Annotated in this window: 14 protein-coding genes and 1 pseudogene; 8 read left to right on the top strand and 7 right to left on the bottom strand. The window is 29.4% G+C overall.

Annotation, left to right across the window (positions count from 1 at the left end; translation table 11 throughout):
• The first annotated feature begins 5 nt into the window (after positions 1-5).
• From ppa to L8V82_RS03610, 7 genes and pseudogenes are all read left to right on the top strand, one after another.
• Positions 6-524 (top strand): inorganic diphosphatase, encoded by a 519-nt coding sequence (gene ppa / locus L8V82_RS03640; protein ID WP_263683166.1) that lies wholly within the window; start codon positions 6-8, stop codon positions 522-524.
• 37 nt (positions 525-561) lie between these two features.
• Entirely contained in the window at positions 562-1,593 is a 1,032-nt protein-coding gene (locus L8V82_RS03635; RefSeq protein WP_263724049.1) for a hypothetical protein, read from the top strand.
• A gap of 78 nt (positions 1,594-1,671) precedes the next feature.
• Positions 1,672-4,284, top strand: a complete 2,613-nt coding sequence (locus tag L8V82_RS03630) for a valine--tRNA ligase (protein WP_263724048.1) — start codon at positions 1,672-1,674, stop codon at positions 4,282-4,284.
• Positions 4,285-4,287: 3 nt separating this feature from the next.
• Positions 4,288-5,244 carry a methionine ABC transporter ATP-binding protein gene (locus L8V82_RS03625; protein WP_263724047.1) on the top strand — a complete coding sequence of 319 codons (957 nt, stop codon included), beginning with the start codon at positions 4,288-4,290 and terminating at the stop codon, positions 5,242-5,244.
• Positions 5,245-5,246: 2 nt separating this feature from the next.
• Positions 5,247-5,903, top strand: a pseudogene (locus L8V82_RS03620) (methionine ABC transporter permease); the annotation flags it as partial.
• Positions 5,904-5,912: 9 nt separating this feature from the next.
• Entirely contained in the window at positions 5,913-7,118 is a 1,206-nt protein-coding gene (locus L8V82_RS03615) for a glycosyltransferase (RefSeq protein ID WP_263724046.1), read from the top strand.
• Between the two features lie 70 nt (positions 7,119-7,188).
• A complete protein-coding gene (locus L8V82_RS03610) occupies positions 7,189-7,959 on the top strand; it encodes a MetQ/NlpA family ABC transporter substrate-binding protein (protein WP_263724045.1) in 771 nt (256 codons plus the stop codon).
• Between the two features lie 30 nt (positions 7,960-7,989).
• On the opposite strand, the gene L8V82_RS03605 is transcribed toward L8V82_RS03610, so the two are convergent.
• On the bottom strand, positions 7,990-9,174 hold the full coding sequence (locus tag L8V82_RS03605; protein WP_263724044.1) for an acetate kinase: 1,185 nt from the start codon (positions 9,172-9,174) through the stop codon (positions 7,990-7,992).
• An 8-nt stretch (positions 9,175-9,182) separates the two neighbouring features.
• Positions 9,183-10,652, bottom strand: a complete 1,470-nt coding sequence (gene pta / locus L8V82_RS03600; RefSeq protein ID WP_318529669.1) for a phosphate acetyltransferase — start codon at positions 10,650-10,652, stop codon at positions 9,183-9,185.
• A gap of 85 nt (positions 10,653-10,737) precedes the next feature.
• Here pta and flgH point away from each other — a divergent pair, with 85 nt between their 5' ends.
• Positions 10,738-11,439, top strand: a complete 702-nt coding sequence (flgH, locus tag L8V82_RS03595) for a flagellar basal body L-ring protein FlgH (protein WP_039618049.1) — start codon at positions 10,738-10,740, stop codon at positions 11,437-11,439.
• 11 nt (positions 11,440-11,450) lie between these two features.
• Here the strand turns inward: flgH and L8V82_RS03590 are convergent, their stop codons facing one another.
• The 5 genes from L8V82_RS03590 to ruvA are packed head-to-tail and all read right to left on the bottom strand — an operon-like array spanning position 11,451 to position 15,416.
• Entirely contained in the window at positions 11,451-12,851 is a 1,401-nt protein-coding gene (locus L8V82_RS03590; protein ID WP_263724043.1) for a Mur ligase family protein, read from the bottom strand.
• Positions 12,844-13,587, bottom strand: a complete 744-nt coding sequence (locus tag L8V82_RS03585) for an alpha/beta fold hydrolase (protein WP_263724042.1) — start codon at positions 13,585-13,587, stop codon at positions 12,844-12,846. The genes L8V82_RS03590 and L8V82_RS03585 overlap by 8 nt, the downstream gene beginning before the upstream one ends.
• Before the next feature lie 2 nt (positions 13,588-13,589).
• Positions 13,590-13,805: a type II toxin-antitoxin system Phd/YefM family antitoxin gene (locus tag L8V82_RS03580; protein ID WP_039618043.1), complete on the bottom strand. Its 216-nt coding sequence runs from the start codon at positions 13,803-13,805 to the stop codon at positions 13,590-13,592.
• Between the two features lie 2 nt (positions 13,806-13,807).
• The gene (locus L8V82_RS03575) at positions 13,808-14,848 is read right to left on the bottom strand and encodes a D-alanine--D-alanine ligase (protein WP_263724041.1); all 1,041 of its coding nucleotides are present in this window, start codon (positions 14,846-14,848) and stop codon (positions 13,808-13,810) included.
• A gap of 16 nt (positions 14,849-14,864) precedes the next feature.
• A complete protein-coding gene (ruvA, locus tag L8V82_RS03570; protein WP_263724040.1) occupies positions 14,865-15,416 on the bottom strand; it encodes a Holliday junction branch migration protein RuvA in 552 nt (183 codons plus the stop codon).
• Position 15,417: the final 1 nt, after the last annotated feature.

The raw sequence follows: 15,417 nt of genomic DNA, 5'->3' as shown, positions 1-15,417 counted from the left end.
AAAAAATGGATATTAGCAAAATCAAAGTTGGAGAAGTACCAAACAAACTTAATGCAGTTATTGAAATTCCTTATGGATCAAACATCAAATACGAGCTTGATAAAGAAAGCGGAGCCATCATGGTTGATCGTGTGATGTATTCAGCTATGTTTTATCCAGCAAACTATGGTTTTATACCAAATACTCTTGCAGATGATGGCGATCCTATTGATGTTTTGGTTTTAAATGAATACCCTATCCAAGCAGGAGCTGTGATTCCTTGTCGTTTAATAGGGGTATTATTAATGGAAGATGAAAGCGGTATGGATGAAAAATTACTAGCTGTTCCTGTAAGCAAAATTGACCCAAGATATGATAATATTAAAAGTTTAGATGATTTACCAAAAGCGAGCTTAGATAAAATCAAAAATTTCTTTGAAACATATAAAATGCTTGAACCAAACAAATGGGTAAAAGTAAAAGAATTTGCAGACATTGAAAAAGCAAGTGAAATTTTAGAAAATTCTATTAAAAATTATAAATAATCAAAAGTCCTTTTAAGGACTTCACAAAGGATAAAAAATGAAAAGTATTATTGCTTTTAGTATAGCTTTTGTGGTGCTAATAGGCGCTAGTATTGGTTTTTATATGTGGTATTTTGAAGATGATTCAAATACTTATGTATATGATTATAAAAAAAGTAGTTCTTATCAAAGCTACACTCCGCCAAGTACTCAATACAACCAAGAAAGAAATAATATAAGTGATAATACTTATCAATCACAACAAACAGTTCAAGAGCCTTTAAAAGAAGAAACTCCAGTACAAAATAATCCTATCATAGATGAAAATACAAGCACTCAAGAAGTTGCACCAACAACCCAAACAAATATAGCTGAAGTTTCTAAAAATGAAACTATTACACCTAAAGCAACCCAAGAAGAACACAAAGTTCTCGTTGAAAACAACAAACAAACAAGCATAAAAAAAGAAAAAACAACAAAATATAAAAATACCATGCAAGAATACATTGCAAAAGGCAAAACTAGCAGATATGAGCCAAGTTTGAGTGATGATTTTGTTAAAGTTTATGTATTAGATGGAAAAAGCTTAAGTGATTATAGAATTGATATGTTAAAAGAAATGATTAATCCTGTTAAAGTTAATTCCCAAGATTATAATTTAACTATTTTTATCGATATGTTATCAAATGATAATATGAAATTAAGCATATATAATAAAGATATTGTTTTTGCTAAAAATAAGAAAAAATACAATTATGTAGATGTTAAAATTTCTGATTTGAAATTTTTATTTGAAAGAAATGGGTATAGCGAATATAGCAATGAAAATTTACTTGAAAAAATCAATCAAAATCTAGCAAGAGAAGATATACTCAAAAGAGTTAAAATTCAAGGTTATGCAGACGATAGAGGTAGCACTTTTGCAAACTATATGATAGGGTTAAATAGAGCAATGAATGTGGCCAAACATTTCTTTAGTTTTACTGAGGTTATAGAAATAGAATCTTTGGGAAAAGATACCTACCCTACTAAAGATAAGTCTGATTCTCAAAGACAAAATAATCGTAAAGTAGAAATTAGTTTTTTATAACTAATTTCTAAATTTCAAAACTTCTTTAACAATTTTAAGCTAACATAACAATTTATTTTCATTCTCAAGGTAGCAATTATGTATGATAAATCACTAGAAAAAGAATATTATAAAATTTGCGAAGAACGCGGATATTTTGAAATCAATGGTAATGAAAAAATTCAAGAAAAAGGTAAAAACTTTTGCATTATGATGCCTCCACCTAATGTAACAGGCGTTTTACACATAGGTCATGCTCTAACTTGTACTTTACAAGATATCACAACGCGTTATAAAAGAATGGATGGTTATAAAACTCTTTATCAACCAGGGCTTGATCATGCAGGGATTGCAACACAAAATGTTGTAGAAAAACAACTTTTAGCTCAAGGTATTAAAAAAGAAGAACTTGGTAGAGAGGAATTTATAAAAAAAGTATGGGAGTGGAAAGAACAAAGCGGTGGTACCATAGTTAAGCAAATGCGAATTTTAGGTATCACTCCTGCTTGGAGTCGTTTGCGCTTTACTATGGATGAAGGTTTAGTAAATGCAGTAAAAAAAGCCTTTGTAGATCTTTATGACAAAAAGCTTATTGTGCGTGGAAATTACATGGTAAATTGGTGTACTCATGATGGAGCATTAAGTGATATAGAAGTAGAACACAAAGAAAATAAAGGAAAATTATATTATTTAAAATATTTCTTAGAAAATTCTCAAGAATACATCGTAGTAGCCACCACAAGGCCAGAAACTTATTTTGGCGATAGCGCTGTGATGGTTAATCCAAACGATGAAAGATTTAAACACTTAATAGGCAAAAATGTCATTTTACCTTTAATAGATAGAAAAATTCCTATTATTGCTGATGAGCATGTAGATATGGAATTTGGTACAGGCTTTGTGAAAGTAACCCCAGCACATGATCATAATGACTATGAAGTAGGCTTAAGACATCAACTTGAATTTATTACTATCTTTGATGAAAAAGGTATTTTAAATGAACATTGCTTGCATTTTAAAGGCTTAGAAAGATTAGAAGCAAGAGATGTTATTATAAAAGAATTACAAGAAAAAGGTTTTGTTGAAAAAATAGAAGATTATACTAATCAAGTAGGATATTGTTATCGTTGTAAAAATGTAGTTGAACCTTACATTTCTAAACAATGGTTTGTAAAAAATGAAATCGCAAAAGAAAGCATAGAAAAAGTTAATCTTGGTGGAAGCAAATTCTACCCTGCACATTGGATTAATAGTTTTAATGCTTGGATGAGGGATTTAAAAGATTGGTGTATTTCAAGACAACTTTGGTGGGGTCATCAAATTCCTGTGTATTATTGTAAATGCTCACATGAATGGGCAAGCGAAGAAACTCCAAGTCAATGTCCAAAATGCCAAAGCACTAATTTCAAACAAGACCCTGATGTTTTAGATACTTGGTTTTCTTCAGGTCTTTGGGCTATGAGTACTTTAGGTTGGGGTAATAAAGACTGGGGTAAAAACACACTTTGGCGTGAAGATGACTTAAAAGATTTCTATCCAAATTCTTTATTAATCACCGGCTTTGATATTTTATTTTTCTGGGTTGCTAGAATGATGTTTCAAAGTACTAATGCTTTAGGTGAGCTTCCTTTTAAAGATATATATTTACATGCTTTGGTTAAAGATGAGCAAGGTAGAAAAATGAGTAAGTCTTTAGGTAATGTCATTGATCCTGTGCAAAGCGTGGATGAATACAGTGCTGATATCTTGCGTTTTACCCTTGCTCTTTTAGCTATCCAAGGTAGAGATATAAAATTAAGCAATGACAAACTCATACAAGTTAGAAATTTTACGAATAAGCTTTATAATGCAAGCAAATTTTTACTTTTAAATGAAAAAAAATTTGAAGATTTAGATAAAAGTAAAATTCAAACCAACTTGGCAAAATACATGCTGTCTCGTTTTGAAGTATGCGTAAAAGAAACAAGAGAAAATTTAGATAATTACCGCTTTAATGATGCAGCAAATACTTTGTATAGATTTTTCTGGGATGAATTTTGTGATTGGGGAATCGAGCTTAGTAAGGCTGAAAAATCAAGCATAAAAGAGCTTGGAAGCATTTTTAAAGAAGCATTAAAGCTTTTAAATCCTTTTATGCCATTTATTAGTGAGTATTTATACCATGAGTTAAGTAAAACTTCTATCCAAACTCATGAGTCTATAATGATTTCAAGATATCCTAAATTTAATTCTAGAGATGAAAAAATAGAAAAATTATTTAATATCATTATAGAAAGTATAGTGAGTTTACGTCGTGCAAAAACCCTAGTAGAGCTTGCAAATGCAAAAATTCAAAAAGCTTGTATAAAATTAAACGATGAGAGTTTAATGGCTGAGTTAAAAAATTACACTAATTTCATCTCAACACTTGCAAAATGTGAAAACATCGAATTTATTAGTACAAATTTAGAAAAATCCATTAGAGATGTAAGCGAGAATTTAGAAGTATTTATACCAACTCAAGATCTTGATTTAAGTGGTGTTTTAAATAGACTTAATAGTCAAAAAATAAAACTTGAAAAAGATTTTAACAAGCTAGATGCTATGATGAAAAATGAAAAATTTATTTCTAATGCACCGGCTGCGGTTGTTGAGCAAAATAAAACTCAACTTGAAAGCATTAAAATTCAACTTGAAAAAATCAATGATGAAATTTCTAATTTAGAAGGCTAATAAGTGATAAAAATACAAAATCTTAAAAAATATTATGGCAAAGAATTAGTTATAAATGATGTTTCTTTAGAAGTTAAAGAAGGAGAAATTTATGCTCTTGTTGGACACAGCGGGGCAGGAAAATCAACTTTGCTAAGATGTATTAATGGTTTGGAAAATTATCAAAGTGGTAGCGTAGAGGTTTTTGGTAAAGAAATAGCTACCTTAAAAGAAAAAGAGTTAAGAATATTTAGAAAAGATATAGGAATGATTTTTCAGCATTTTGCACTTATGAGTAGAAAAAGTGTATTTGAAAATGTGGCTATGCCTTTAGAAATTCATAATTTTGACAAAAGCACAATTCAAAAAAGAGTTAATGAGCTTTTAGATCTTGTGGGGCTTTTAGCCAAAAGCAAAGCTTATCCAAATGAACTAAGTGGTGGGCAAAAACAAAGGGTAGCCATAGCTAGAGCCCTTACTTTAAATCCTAAAATTTTACTAAGCGATGAAGCTACTTCTGCACTTGATCCAAATACTACAAACAATATTTTAGAGCTTATTGCTAAAATCAATCAAGAATTTAACATCAGCGTAGTATTAGTAACTCATGAAATGGAGGCAGTAAAGCAAATAGCACAAAAGGCTGTATTATTAGAGCATGGACAAATCATAGGTCAAGGAAAAATTGAAGATTTATTCTTAAAGCCAAGTGAAAAAATGCGTGAATTTCTAGGGGAGAGTGATTTTTTACCACAAAATGGAGTCAATGTGCGCTTATATTTTTGCAAAGAAAAAGCAAATCAAAGCATAATCACTCATATGGCTAGAAGTTTAAATATTGATTTTAATATAGTTTGGGGTAAAATAGAAAAGCTAAATAATAATGCTTTAGGAAATTTGGTAATCAATATAGAAGCTAAAGATCAAGAAAGAGTTTTAAATTATTTACAAGAAAATGGCGTTATTTGGGAGCTTGTGTAATGAATTTAGAAGCAATTTTAAAAAATTTTGAAAATATACTTTATCCGGCATTATTAGAAACTCTTTATATGAGTTTTACAGCCACTTTTTTAGCCTTTTTAATCGCACTTATCCCTGCAATTGTGCTTACTGTTACTGATAAAGGTGGCTTATGGGAAAATAAAAGCATTTACAGTGTGCTTGATTTTATTATCAATATTTTAAGATCCTTTCCATTTTTAGTACTCATTGTAGTTTTAAGCCCTTTTACAAAATATCTCATTGGTATTAGTATAGGAACAACTGCTACCATAGTACCACTTACTATAGGAATTGCGCCTTATTTAGCTAAAATGATTGAAAGTGCTTTTAAAGAAATTGATCCTGCTATCATTGAAGCAGCAAGATCTTATGGAGCTAGCAAAGCACAAATTATCTTTAAAGTTATGTTTAGCGAGGCTTTACCAAGCATTATTAATGGTATCACTTTGATTTTAATCATCGTAATAGGATTTTCCGCTATGGCAGGAACTGTTGGTGGTGGTGGTTTGGGCGATGTAGCTATTCGCTATGGTTATGAGCGTTTTAGAACTGATATTATGATTCAAACCGTTGTGATTTTAATTGTTTTGGTTCAAATCATACAATTTATAGGAAATATTCTTTATAAAATCACCAAAAGATAAACAATGAAACATAAACTTGGTATTTTGCTAGCAGCGACTAAAAATTCAAGCTTTACCATAGGAACCTTGCTCATTAACATCATGGATGTTATGGGTGAGAAGGTAGATGTGTTTTACATTTTACATGATGGTTTTAGCTTGAATGATCAAAATATCATGCAAAAAATTGTTAAAAATAAAACAATTAAATTTCTTCCTTTTACTCAAGAAGATTTTTTAGCCACTCTTAGTAAAAATCAAAATGATATTAATAATTTATTTTTCTTAAAGAGATGGACGCATATGGCTTTTGCAAGATTTGAAGCTTTTAAGTTTTTAGATGAATGCGAAAGTATTATTTATCTTGATTTTGATGTTTTACTTTTAAAAAGTATAGATGAACTTAGCAAATTAAGAGCTAAAAAATATCATTTTGGTGCAAGATTAGGTAAAACTTTGCTTCTTGAAAGCTTGCCTGCAAAAAAAGAGTATCATCAAAAGCGTACGTATTTAACTGGAATTTTAGTCTTTACAGATCTTATACCAAATCCTTTAAAATGCTATCAATTTATATATAAACATTTAAATGAAAACATTCAAAATTTAAACGATCAAGGATTGTTTACACTCCTAGCACTAGAACACAAATTTAAAATAAAAGATTTAAAAGATACTTATAATGGAAATATTGATTATAGAACTAATTTATCACAAAAAGCCTCTATAACACATGCAGAAGGTAGTAATAATCGTTTTTGGAACAATGTTTTATGCAATCAAACATGGCCTAAATGGCAAGAATACTATAAAAAATGGTTAAAACTTGGAGGAAGTAGATATTTAGATGGAATAAAAGCTACTAATACTCAAGCAAAAGCAAGAGTAAGATATCATTTATCATACAAACTAGGCTATGCTTTTATAGAATGCACTAAAAATAAGAAAAAAATTCCTTTTTTACCTTTTACTTTGTTAAAGATTTACTATAAACACACAAAACTTGCCAAGCAATATCAAAAAGATTTAAAAACAAAACCTTATCTTAAACTTCCACCTTTATCAAGCTATGATGATTATAAAAGCGAGGGTATTAAAAACCAAAATACTTATTCTTACAAAATCGGACAAGCTCTTATTAAGGCTCAAAAAAATTGGCACAAAGGTGGTTATGTAGATTTTATAAAAGAACTCAAACATTTTGCCAAAGAATACAAAAACAAACAAAAATAAAACTTTTCCTATCTTATTAATATTTTTACAATATAATCAAGCATATTAAAAACTATAAAAAGGAGTTAAAATGAAATTGTTAAAATTGCTCGCCGCAAGCACAATTTTAGGTGCAAGTTTATTTGCTAATGAAGTTATTACTGTAGGTGCGACACCTGTTCCTCACGCTGAAATTTTAGAACAAACTAAAGATTTATTAAAAAAAGAAGGTTATACATTGGAAATTAAAGAATTTAATGACTATATTTTACCAAATCTTAGCACAGATAGCAAAGAACTTGATGCAAATTTCTTCCAACATCAGCCTTATTTGGATGAGTTTAATGCCAATAAAGGCACAAAATTAATTAGCGTTGCAAAAGTTCATATCGAACCAATGGCAGTTTATTCTAAAAAATATAAAAACATCCAAGATCTTCCACAAAATGCTACCATAGCTGTACCAAATGATCCAACAAATGAAAGCAGAGCTTTAGATATTATCGCTAGTACCAAGCTCGTTAGTTTTGAAAATAGTGCATTAAAAACTCCACTTGATATTAAAGATAATCCAAAAAATATCAAATTTAAAGAATTAAAAGCAGCACAACTTCCAAGAGCTTTAGATGATGTTGATTTTGCAGTGATTAATTCAAACTATGCTTTATCAGCAAATTTAAATCCTGTAAAAGATTCTATTTTAATAGAAAGTAAAGAAAGTCCTTATGCAAATATCTTAGTAACCACTCAAGATAATAAAGACAATCCTAAAATCAAAGCTTTAGTAAAGGCTTTACAAAGTCAAAAAGTAAAAGATTTTATCAATGAAAAATACCAAGGTGCAGTAGTCCCTGCATTTTAAAAATAAACCTTGAGTTTTAAAACTCAAGGTTTATTTATTTTTAATAAGTTCTGTGGTAATTTTAGCTATTTCTAATTCTTCTTCTGTTGGAACAATTAAAATTTTAATTTTAGAGTCTTCTTTACTAATCTCGCCATTTCTAAGCTGTGCATTTTTATCTAAATCTATATCAAATCCTAAATGCGCTAGTCTTTGACAAACTTTTGCTCTAACAATATCATCATTTTCGCCTATACCAGCTGTAAAAATCAACGCATCGACTCTAGGTAAAATCGCAAAATATGAGCCAATATATTTACTCAAACGATAACAAAACATATCAAGAGCAAGTCTTGCTTTTTCGTTATTTTGTTCAATTTGAGCTTCAATATCTCTAAAATCATTAAACCCACAAATTCCATAAACACCACTTTTTTTATTCATTATAGTGTCTAAATCAGACGGGTTTAAATTTAATTCTTTTGCTAAAAATGGCAATACAGCAGGATCAATATCTCCACATCTAGTCCCCATGATCAAACCTTCTAGCGGTGTAAAGCCCATAGAAGTATCTACGCATTTTCCATTTTCTATAGCACAAACACTTGCACCATTTCCAAGATGAGCGCTAATTGCATTAAATTCATTAATATCTTTACCAAGTATATGTGCAGCTTGCTTGCTTACATAAGAATGTGATGTACCGTGAAAGCCGTATTTTCTTACTTGGTGTTTTTCATAAAATTCATAAGGTAAAGCATACATATAAGCATAATCAGGCATACTTTGATGAAAAGCTGTGTCAAAAACTGTCACATTAGGAACTTTTGGAGCGGCTTTTATCATAGTTTTAATACCTATTAAATGTGCAGGATTATGTAAAGGTGCTATGTGAGCAACTCTATCAATTTCTTTTAAAATTTCATCATCCACTAAACAATGCTTGGTTAAATTTGGGCCTCCATGAACTATCCTATGTCCGCATCCATCAAGTTCATTTAAATCATGTAAAATTCCACTTTGAGCAAATAATTCATTTACTAATTCAATACCTTGCTCATGATCTTTAATCGCTAATTCTTTTTTGTATTTTTGACCATTTTTTAGATCTTTTAATTCTATTTTAGAGCTTTGCTCACCTATTTTTTCCACTAAACCAGATGCTAGGGCTTCATCTTTTTCAAAAAGCTTAAATTTAATTGAAGATGAACCTGAATTTAAAACTAATATTTTCATTTTTCTCCTTATTCTTGCGCTTGAATAGCACTTAAAATCACAGTATTAACAATATCTTCTACCAAACAACCTCTACTTAAATCATTAATCGGTTTTTTAAGACCTTGTAAAATTGGGCCAATAGCTAAAGAATTTGCTGTTCTTTGCACTGCTTTATAGCAAATATTTGCCGCATTCAAATCAGGAAATACATATACATTTGCCTTTCCTGCTACTTTAGAATTTGGCATTTTACTTTTTGCTGTTAGCATATCATATGCTGCATCAAATTGTATAGGACCTTCTAGCTCAAGTTGAGGATATTTTTCTTTAGCTATTTTAGTAGCTTCTTTAATTACATCTACACTAGCCCCGCTTCCACTATCTCCACTAGAATATGAAAGCAAAGCCACTTTAGGATCAAGTCCAAAAGCTTTAGCACTATTTGCACTCACATAAGCAATTTCAGCAAGTTGCTCAGGAGTTGGATTTGGCATAACAGCACAATCAGCAAAAACCAAAACTTTATCTTCTAAAGACATAAAAAACATACCAGAAACTAAGCTCACATCAGGTTTTGTTTTGATAATTTGCAAAGCAGGACGAATAGTTTCAGCAGTAGTTGTACTTGCTCCACTTACCATAGCATGCGCTTTTTGAGTATGTACAAGCAAGGTCGCAAAATATGTTTTATCTTGCACTAACTTTTTAGCTTCTTCTTTACTCATACCTTTACTTTTTCTAGCTTCATACAAAAGCTCTTCAAATTCTTCATTATATTGAGAATTTTTAGGATTTATAATACGTACACCATCGATATTAATACTTAAACTATTAGCTTTAGCACAAATTTCATTGCTATCGCCTAGTAAAATCAAATCAACAATCTCATTTTGCATTAAAAACTCACTAGCTTTTAATACTCTTTCATCAAAACTTTCAGGTAAAACCACTATTTTTTTATCTGCTTTTGCTTTTTCAAAAAGCTCATAAGAAAATCTTGCCTGAGTTTTATAGGTATATTCTTGTAATAAATCTTGAGTAAAATCTTCATTTTCTTTTAATAAAACAAAGTCGCTAAGCTTTTGGCTTAGTAAGAAATTTAACATAGTATGATTTTCATCTTGACTTTTTGCATATAATGGAGTATTTAGCTCTTTAGCTAAGGCTATATTTAAACTCAAATCACCCATCAAGCCAAAATCATCTACTCCAACCACTATAACAAAATCATTTTCTTTTTTTAATTTTTCATAATCTTGAATTATTTTTTTAAAAAAATCATTTGAATTTTGAGTAAATTTGCTTTGATAATCATTTTTTTCAAAACTACTAAAAAACTCTAGTTTAGTATTATTTTTTGAGCATATTAAAGCAATTTTTTCTTTATTTTTCTCACAAAAAACAGGAAAATAAAAAGCTATTTTACCTTGAACTTTTCCTAAAGACTGTGTTAAAAATTTCTCATCAACACAATTTAATAAAAACATGGATTTCATTTTTTCCTCTTTTTTAACAAAATAATTGTTTTTTTGTAATATAATAATTTTAAAATTCATCACAATAATATAAGGTTATAAAGCTATGAAATTTAAAAATGTTAATTTTTACTTGTTACCTTTTGTAATGTTTGGTTGTAGCGCCACAGTCGATCCGCATATTAACATGAAACCTCCAACTTATGTAGAAGAATTAGCTCCAAAGCAAAATCATAACACCCAAAGTAATCCTGGATCGCTGTTTGGTAAAGGAGATAATCCTTTATTTTCTGATAAAAAAGCAATGAATGTAAATGATTTAGTTACTGTAGTCATTAGAGAAAATGCTACACAAAACTCGCAAGGCTCTAAAGCTACAAGTAAAAATAATAATGTTAATTTAGGTGGAGGACAAATAACCACTGGTGCTGGACTTAGCAAAGCTAGAGATTTTATCAATGATTATACAAATATAGGCTATACCACAGCAAGCACTTCACAATACCAAGGCACAGGAAGCCAAACTAGAAGTGAAAATTTCCAAACTACTATTTCTGCTAGAGTGATTAAAGTTTTATCTAATGGAAATTATTTTATAGAAGGAAGTCGTGAGCTTTTAATCAATGGAGAAAAACAAATCATTCAGCTAAGCGGGGTTATAAGACCTTATGATATTTCTCAAGATAATATGATAGATAGTAAATACATAGCTGATGCAAAAATTCTTTATAAAACTGAAGGTGATATAGATAAATCAACGCGTAAGCCTTGGGGTACAAAATTCATGGAAACCATTTGGCCTTTTTAAGCTAAATGGTTTTACATGAAACTTGGCGCATCATTAGAAAATAAAATCAAATCTCCATTTTGGGTTAATTTTGATAAAGTTTGCACAAGTTGAGATTTTTCTTTTAATACATAAAAATCTAATGTAATATGTTTTTGTAAAATCACACTATTAGCTTCTGAAGTAATAATTACAAAATCAAAACATTCATTGATTATCTTACATAATTTTATATTTTCTTCTTCATTAACTTCAACTATACCAGGAGTTACCAAAACTTTTCTTCCTTGATAACTTTTGCAAAGCTCATAGCTTTGACTCATACCTTTAAAATTTCCATTAAAACCATCATCTATGATAAATTTAGGTTCTTTAGAAATCACCTGCAAGCGATGCTCTACTGCTTTTAAATTTGATACACTTTTTATAATACTTTCTATTTTTATTCCTAAATAATGAGCAAGTAAAATACACACGCTAATATTATAAGCATTAAAAGCACCCAATAAATTCGCATGAAAATCATAAATATTATCATCTAATCTTACTTTAAAATCTAAACCTTCTAAACTTGCCCTAACATCACTTAAACAATCATCATAAAATTCATTTTCATATAAAGTGCTTGAGTGTAAAAAGTATTTTTCCAAACGCTTAGATTTTAAAGCTTGTAACTTAGCACTGCGGATATTATCTTGAGTTTTAAAATACTCCAAATGCGCTAAACCAATCTCACCAACTATGCAAATTTGAGGATTTAAAAACTCTGCAATTTCTAAAATATCATTTTGCTCTCTTGCGCCAGCTTCTACGATATAAATTTCAGTATTATTTTCTAAATTTTCATTGATATCTTTTACTATACCCATAAAAGTATTAACACTTCTTGGAGTTTTATAACACTTAAACTCATCTTTTAAAAGTTCGTATAAAAAATTTTTTATACTTGTTTTTCCAAAACTTGCAGTAATTAGAATAATTTTTAAATTTGGATTATCACAAATTTTTTTATTTGCCTTTTTTATAAATGTATTTTGGTTTATTTTTTCTACTAAAAAGCTTAATAAAAATGCAGCCACTAAAGCTTCCAAACCTATCCAAAAAAATGGCATAAATACTAAAGTAAAAAGCGATAAAAATAAAAAATAACGCTTAATCCTAGCAGTAAAAACTAGCTTTTTATCTAAATTTTTATACAAGTATCCACCATATAACAAAGACAAAGCAAAAACTATAAAATATAAATAAAAATTTCCACTATACAAAGAAAATACAAAAGCAAAATAAGGAATTATTAAAAAATATAAATGCCACAAAGGTTTAGCAAAATGTAAAATTATGCGTGAGAATTTATAAGAATACCATTGCAAAGCTAAAACCAGGTAAAATCCAAGTAAAAAATTCAAACTTAAAAAAGCTATCATACTAATCATTTTTTAAAAATTCCTCATGTATTTTTTTATTTATAAAATCAGCATGTTTTAAAAAGAAAAAATGATCCCCATCTAATGCAAAAAAATTTCCCTTTTGCGCCAAAGAATGGATAATCGCTCCACTTTTTAAAGGCGTAGCCTTATCTTCATTACCCCAAAAAATCAAAATAGGGTTTTTAAGCTTTTGAAATTCATTTTCTAAATTTTCATTAACAACCTTCTTAAAGGTTTCATACATCACTTCACTCATGCCTTGAGCGTCTTTGCTAATAAAAAATTTCCTCCAAAAATCCCCATAAGGAAGATTTTTTAAAATTTTAAACAAGGCTATTTTAAACCTCACTTTAAAGCTTTTTGGCAAAACCACGCCTGCACTAGAAAGCAAAATCAAACCTTGAAAATTAGCATTTTGACACATAATGGTCGCAACTTTTCCTCCAAAAGAATGCCCCATTAAATAATCTGCCTTTTGCTCTATCGTAGTTAAAAAATCTTCTACAACCTTTGCATAAGCATAAGAATCCATAGGTGCGTCTATGCTTGAATTTCCAAAACCAGGTAAATCTAAATAAATTTGCTTAAAATCATTCAAAGGCTTTTCAAAAGCTTGTTTCATAAGCTCTTTATTAGCACCCCAACCGTGTAAAATAAGAATTGTTTTTTCGCATTTTGGATTGATGATTTCATAACTTAAATTATAAAAATATCCATTAGAATATACTCTAGTTTTTGCCATTTCTAGCCTTTTTTATCTTTATAAATCTTTTCTAAAAGCATTACAGCTTCATTTAAACGCTCATACTCTTCAAAGCTTAAAAGCACGGCTTCAAATTTATTATTTTTTACTATCACCACCCTGCTATTTTCACTTTTTTTTGTTTTTTCAAGCATAGTACTGAAATTTCTTACTACTTCAGTTGCAGTATAAATTTCATCTTTGCTAAAAGTAGCCATGATTATAATTTACCTTTTTGCCCATTAATGCTGTGAATAAAAGCATAATCAATCTTAATTTGCTTTTCTAGCTCTATATTTTTTGCTAAATTATCAACTGTATTAGTAAAATCTTCAAATAAATAATTTGCCAATGATCCTGGATTTGGATTGATCTCATTTAAATAAACCTCATCATCTATCACAAAAAAATCACAGCGAATCAAAGCTCCTTTAAACAAAGGATTATAAATTCTAGTAAAATTATCCTTTAGTTTTTGTTTTAATTCTTCACTAATATTTGCTTCACTCACTTTAGAACTTTCTGAAAAACCTAAATATTTTTGTTCAAAATCTAAAATTTCGTTTTTTCTAGGCTCTTCAATGATAGAAAATTCCATCCTATCACCTATCATACAACCTGCTAAGTTATATTCTTTAATATTGCTTACAAATTTTTCAACCACAACATCCTCATCAAATTCAAAAGCAACATCTTTAGCATATTTAAGCTCGCTTTCATCTTTAACTATGCTTATACCTATACTACTACCTAATCTTGCGGGCTTTAAAATACAAGGAAAGTCTAAAGAAACATTTTGCTCTTTATGCAAATTTAAAACCTTATAATCAAGTGTTTTCACCCCTACGCTTTGTGCATAAAGTTTAGTTAAAACCTTATTAAAAGATAAAACACTAGCTTCTATGCGCGGTCCTATGTATTTTATACCATAAAAATCAAGCAAAGCAGCTATTTTGCCATCTTCGCCATCTTTTCCATGTACGATATTTACCGCCACATCAATGTCAAGTTTTTTCTCACCTAACATGGTTTTTATAAAAAACCCACCCTGCTTTAATACCAAGGCTTTTTCTTTTTTATAAGCACCACTACTAAAAGTTTTTGCATTCATTTTTTCTTCATCTATAAGAAAAAATTCCTTATTTTTATCACAAAATATAAATTTTTTTTGCGCTTTGAGTACTTTTTTTAATACCACAGCACTCACAATGCTAATTTCATGCTCATAAGAATTTGCACCAAAAATTACACCATATATCATTATATTTTTCCTTTTATTATGCTAATTTTTTCAAAGCCTCTTTAATAAGCTCACTAGTATTTTTACTCTCACAAGTTCTTAAAACCTTTAAAATATTTTCTTGTTTAAAACCAAGTGAAAGTAAAGCTGCTAAAGCTTGTGCTTGATCTTGATTAGAATTTTCTATATTGATTTTTGCATCACTTAACTCAGCTATAATTCTTTTTGCACTCTTTGGACCAATACCAGGAACCTTTTTAAATACACTCTCATCGCCACTTTGCAAAGCTGTATAAAAAGTATTAGTATCTAAGCTTGAGCAAAGTGCCATAGCAGTAGTTGCTCCTATACCACTAATTTTGATTAATAATTCAAACATTCTTTGCTCGTTAATGTCTAAAAATCCATATAATTTATGAGAGTCTTCTTTGATAATTTGCGTGATTAAAAACTCAACCTTTTGATCTTTTTCAAAATTACTTGAGCAAAAAAGCGACACATAAACACCATAACTTACCCCACTTGAAGTTTTTAAAATTACAAAAGTAGGTTCTTTTTTACTCACTATTCCTTCAATTGCCACTATCATT

This window comes from Campylobacter sp. IFREMER_LSEM_CL2151 (assembly GCF_025771725.1).
GTDB classification, from domain to species: Bacteria; Campylobacterota; Campylobacteria; order Campylobacterales; family Campylobacteraceae; genus Campylobacter_D; species Campylobacter_D lari_C.
The sequence above is the reverse complement of the archived record's forward strand: the minus strand, read 5'-3'. Positions and strand labels throughout refer to the sequence as shown.

Excerpts from the sequence above, each read along its gene's own strand:
- ppa (WP_263683166.1), top strand. The coding sequence starts at position 6 with ATGGATATTAGCAAAATCAAAGTTGGAGAAGTACCAAACAAACTTAAT.
- L8V82_RS03635 (WP_263724049.1), top strand. The coding sequence starts at position 562 with ATGAAAAGTATTATTGCTTTTAGTATAGCTTTTGTGGTGCTAATAGGC.
- L8V82_RS03630 (WP_263724048.1), top strand. The coding sequence starts at position 1,672 with ATGTATGATAAATCACTAGAAAAAGAATATTATAAAATTTGCGAAGAA.
- L8V82_RS03615 (WP_263724046.1), top strand. The coding sequence starts at position 5,913 with ATGAAACATAAACTTGGTATTTTGCTAGCAGCGACTAAAAATTCAAGC.
- L8V82_RS03610 (WP_263724045.1), top strand. The coding sequence starts at position 7,189 with ATGAAATTGTTAAAATTGCTCGCCGCAAGCACAATTTTAGGTGCAAGT.
- L8V82_RS03605 (WP_263724044.1), bottom strand. The coding sequence starts at position 9,174 with ATGAAAATATTAGTTTTAAATTCAGGTTCATCTTCAATTAAATTTAAG.
- pta (WP_318529669.1), bottom strand. The coding sequence starts at position 10,652 with ATGAAATCCATGTTTTTATTAAATTGTGTTGATGAGAAATTTTTAACA.
- flgH (WP_039618049.1), top strand. The coding sequence starts at position 10,738 with ATGAAATTTAAAAATGTTAATTTTTACTTGTTACCTTTTGTAATGTTT.
- L8V82_RS03590 (WP_263724043.1), bottom strand. The coding sequence starts at position 12,851 with ATGATTAGTATGATAGCTTTTTTAAGTTTGAATTTTTTACTTGGATTT.
- L8V82_RS03585 (WP_263724042.1), bottom strand. The coding sequence starts at position 13,587 with ATGGCAAAAACTAGAGTATATTCTAATGGATATTTTTATAATTTAAGT.
- L8V82_RS03580 (WP_039618043.1), bottom strand. The coding sequence starts at position 13,805 with ATGGCTACTTTTAGCAAAGATGAAATTTATACTGCAACTGAAGTAGTA.
- L8V82_RS03575 (WP_263724041.1), bottom strand. The coding sequence starts at position 14,848 with ATGATATATGGTGTAATTTTTGGTGCAAATTCTTATGAGCATGAAATT.
- ruvA (WP_263724040.1), bottom strand. The coding sequence starts at position 15,416 with ATGATAGTGGCAATTGAAGGAATAGTGAGTAAAAAAGAACCTACTTTT.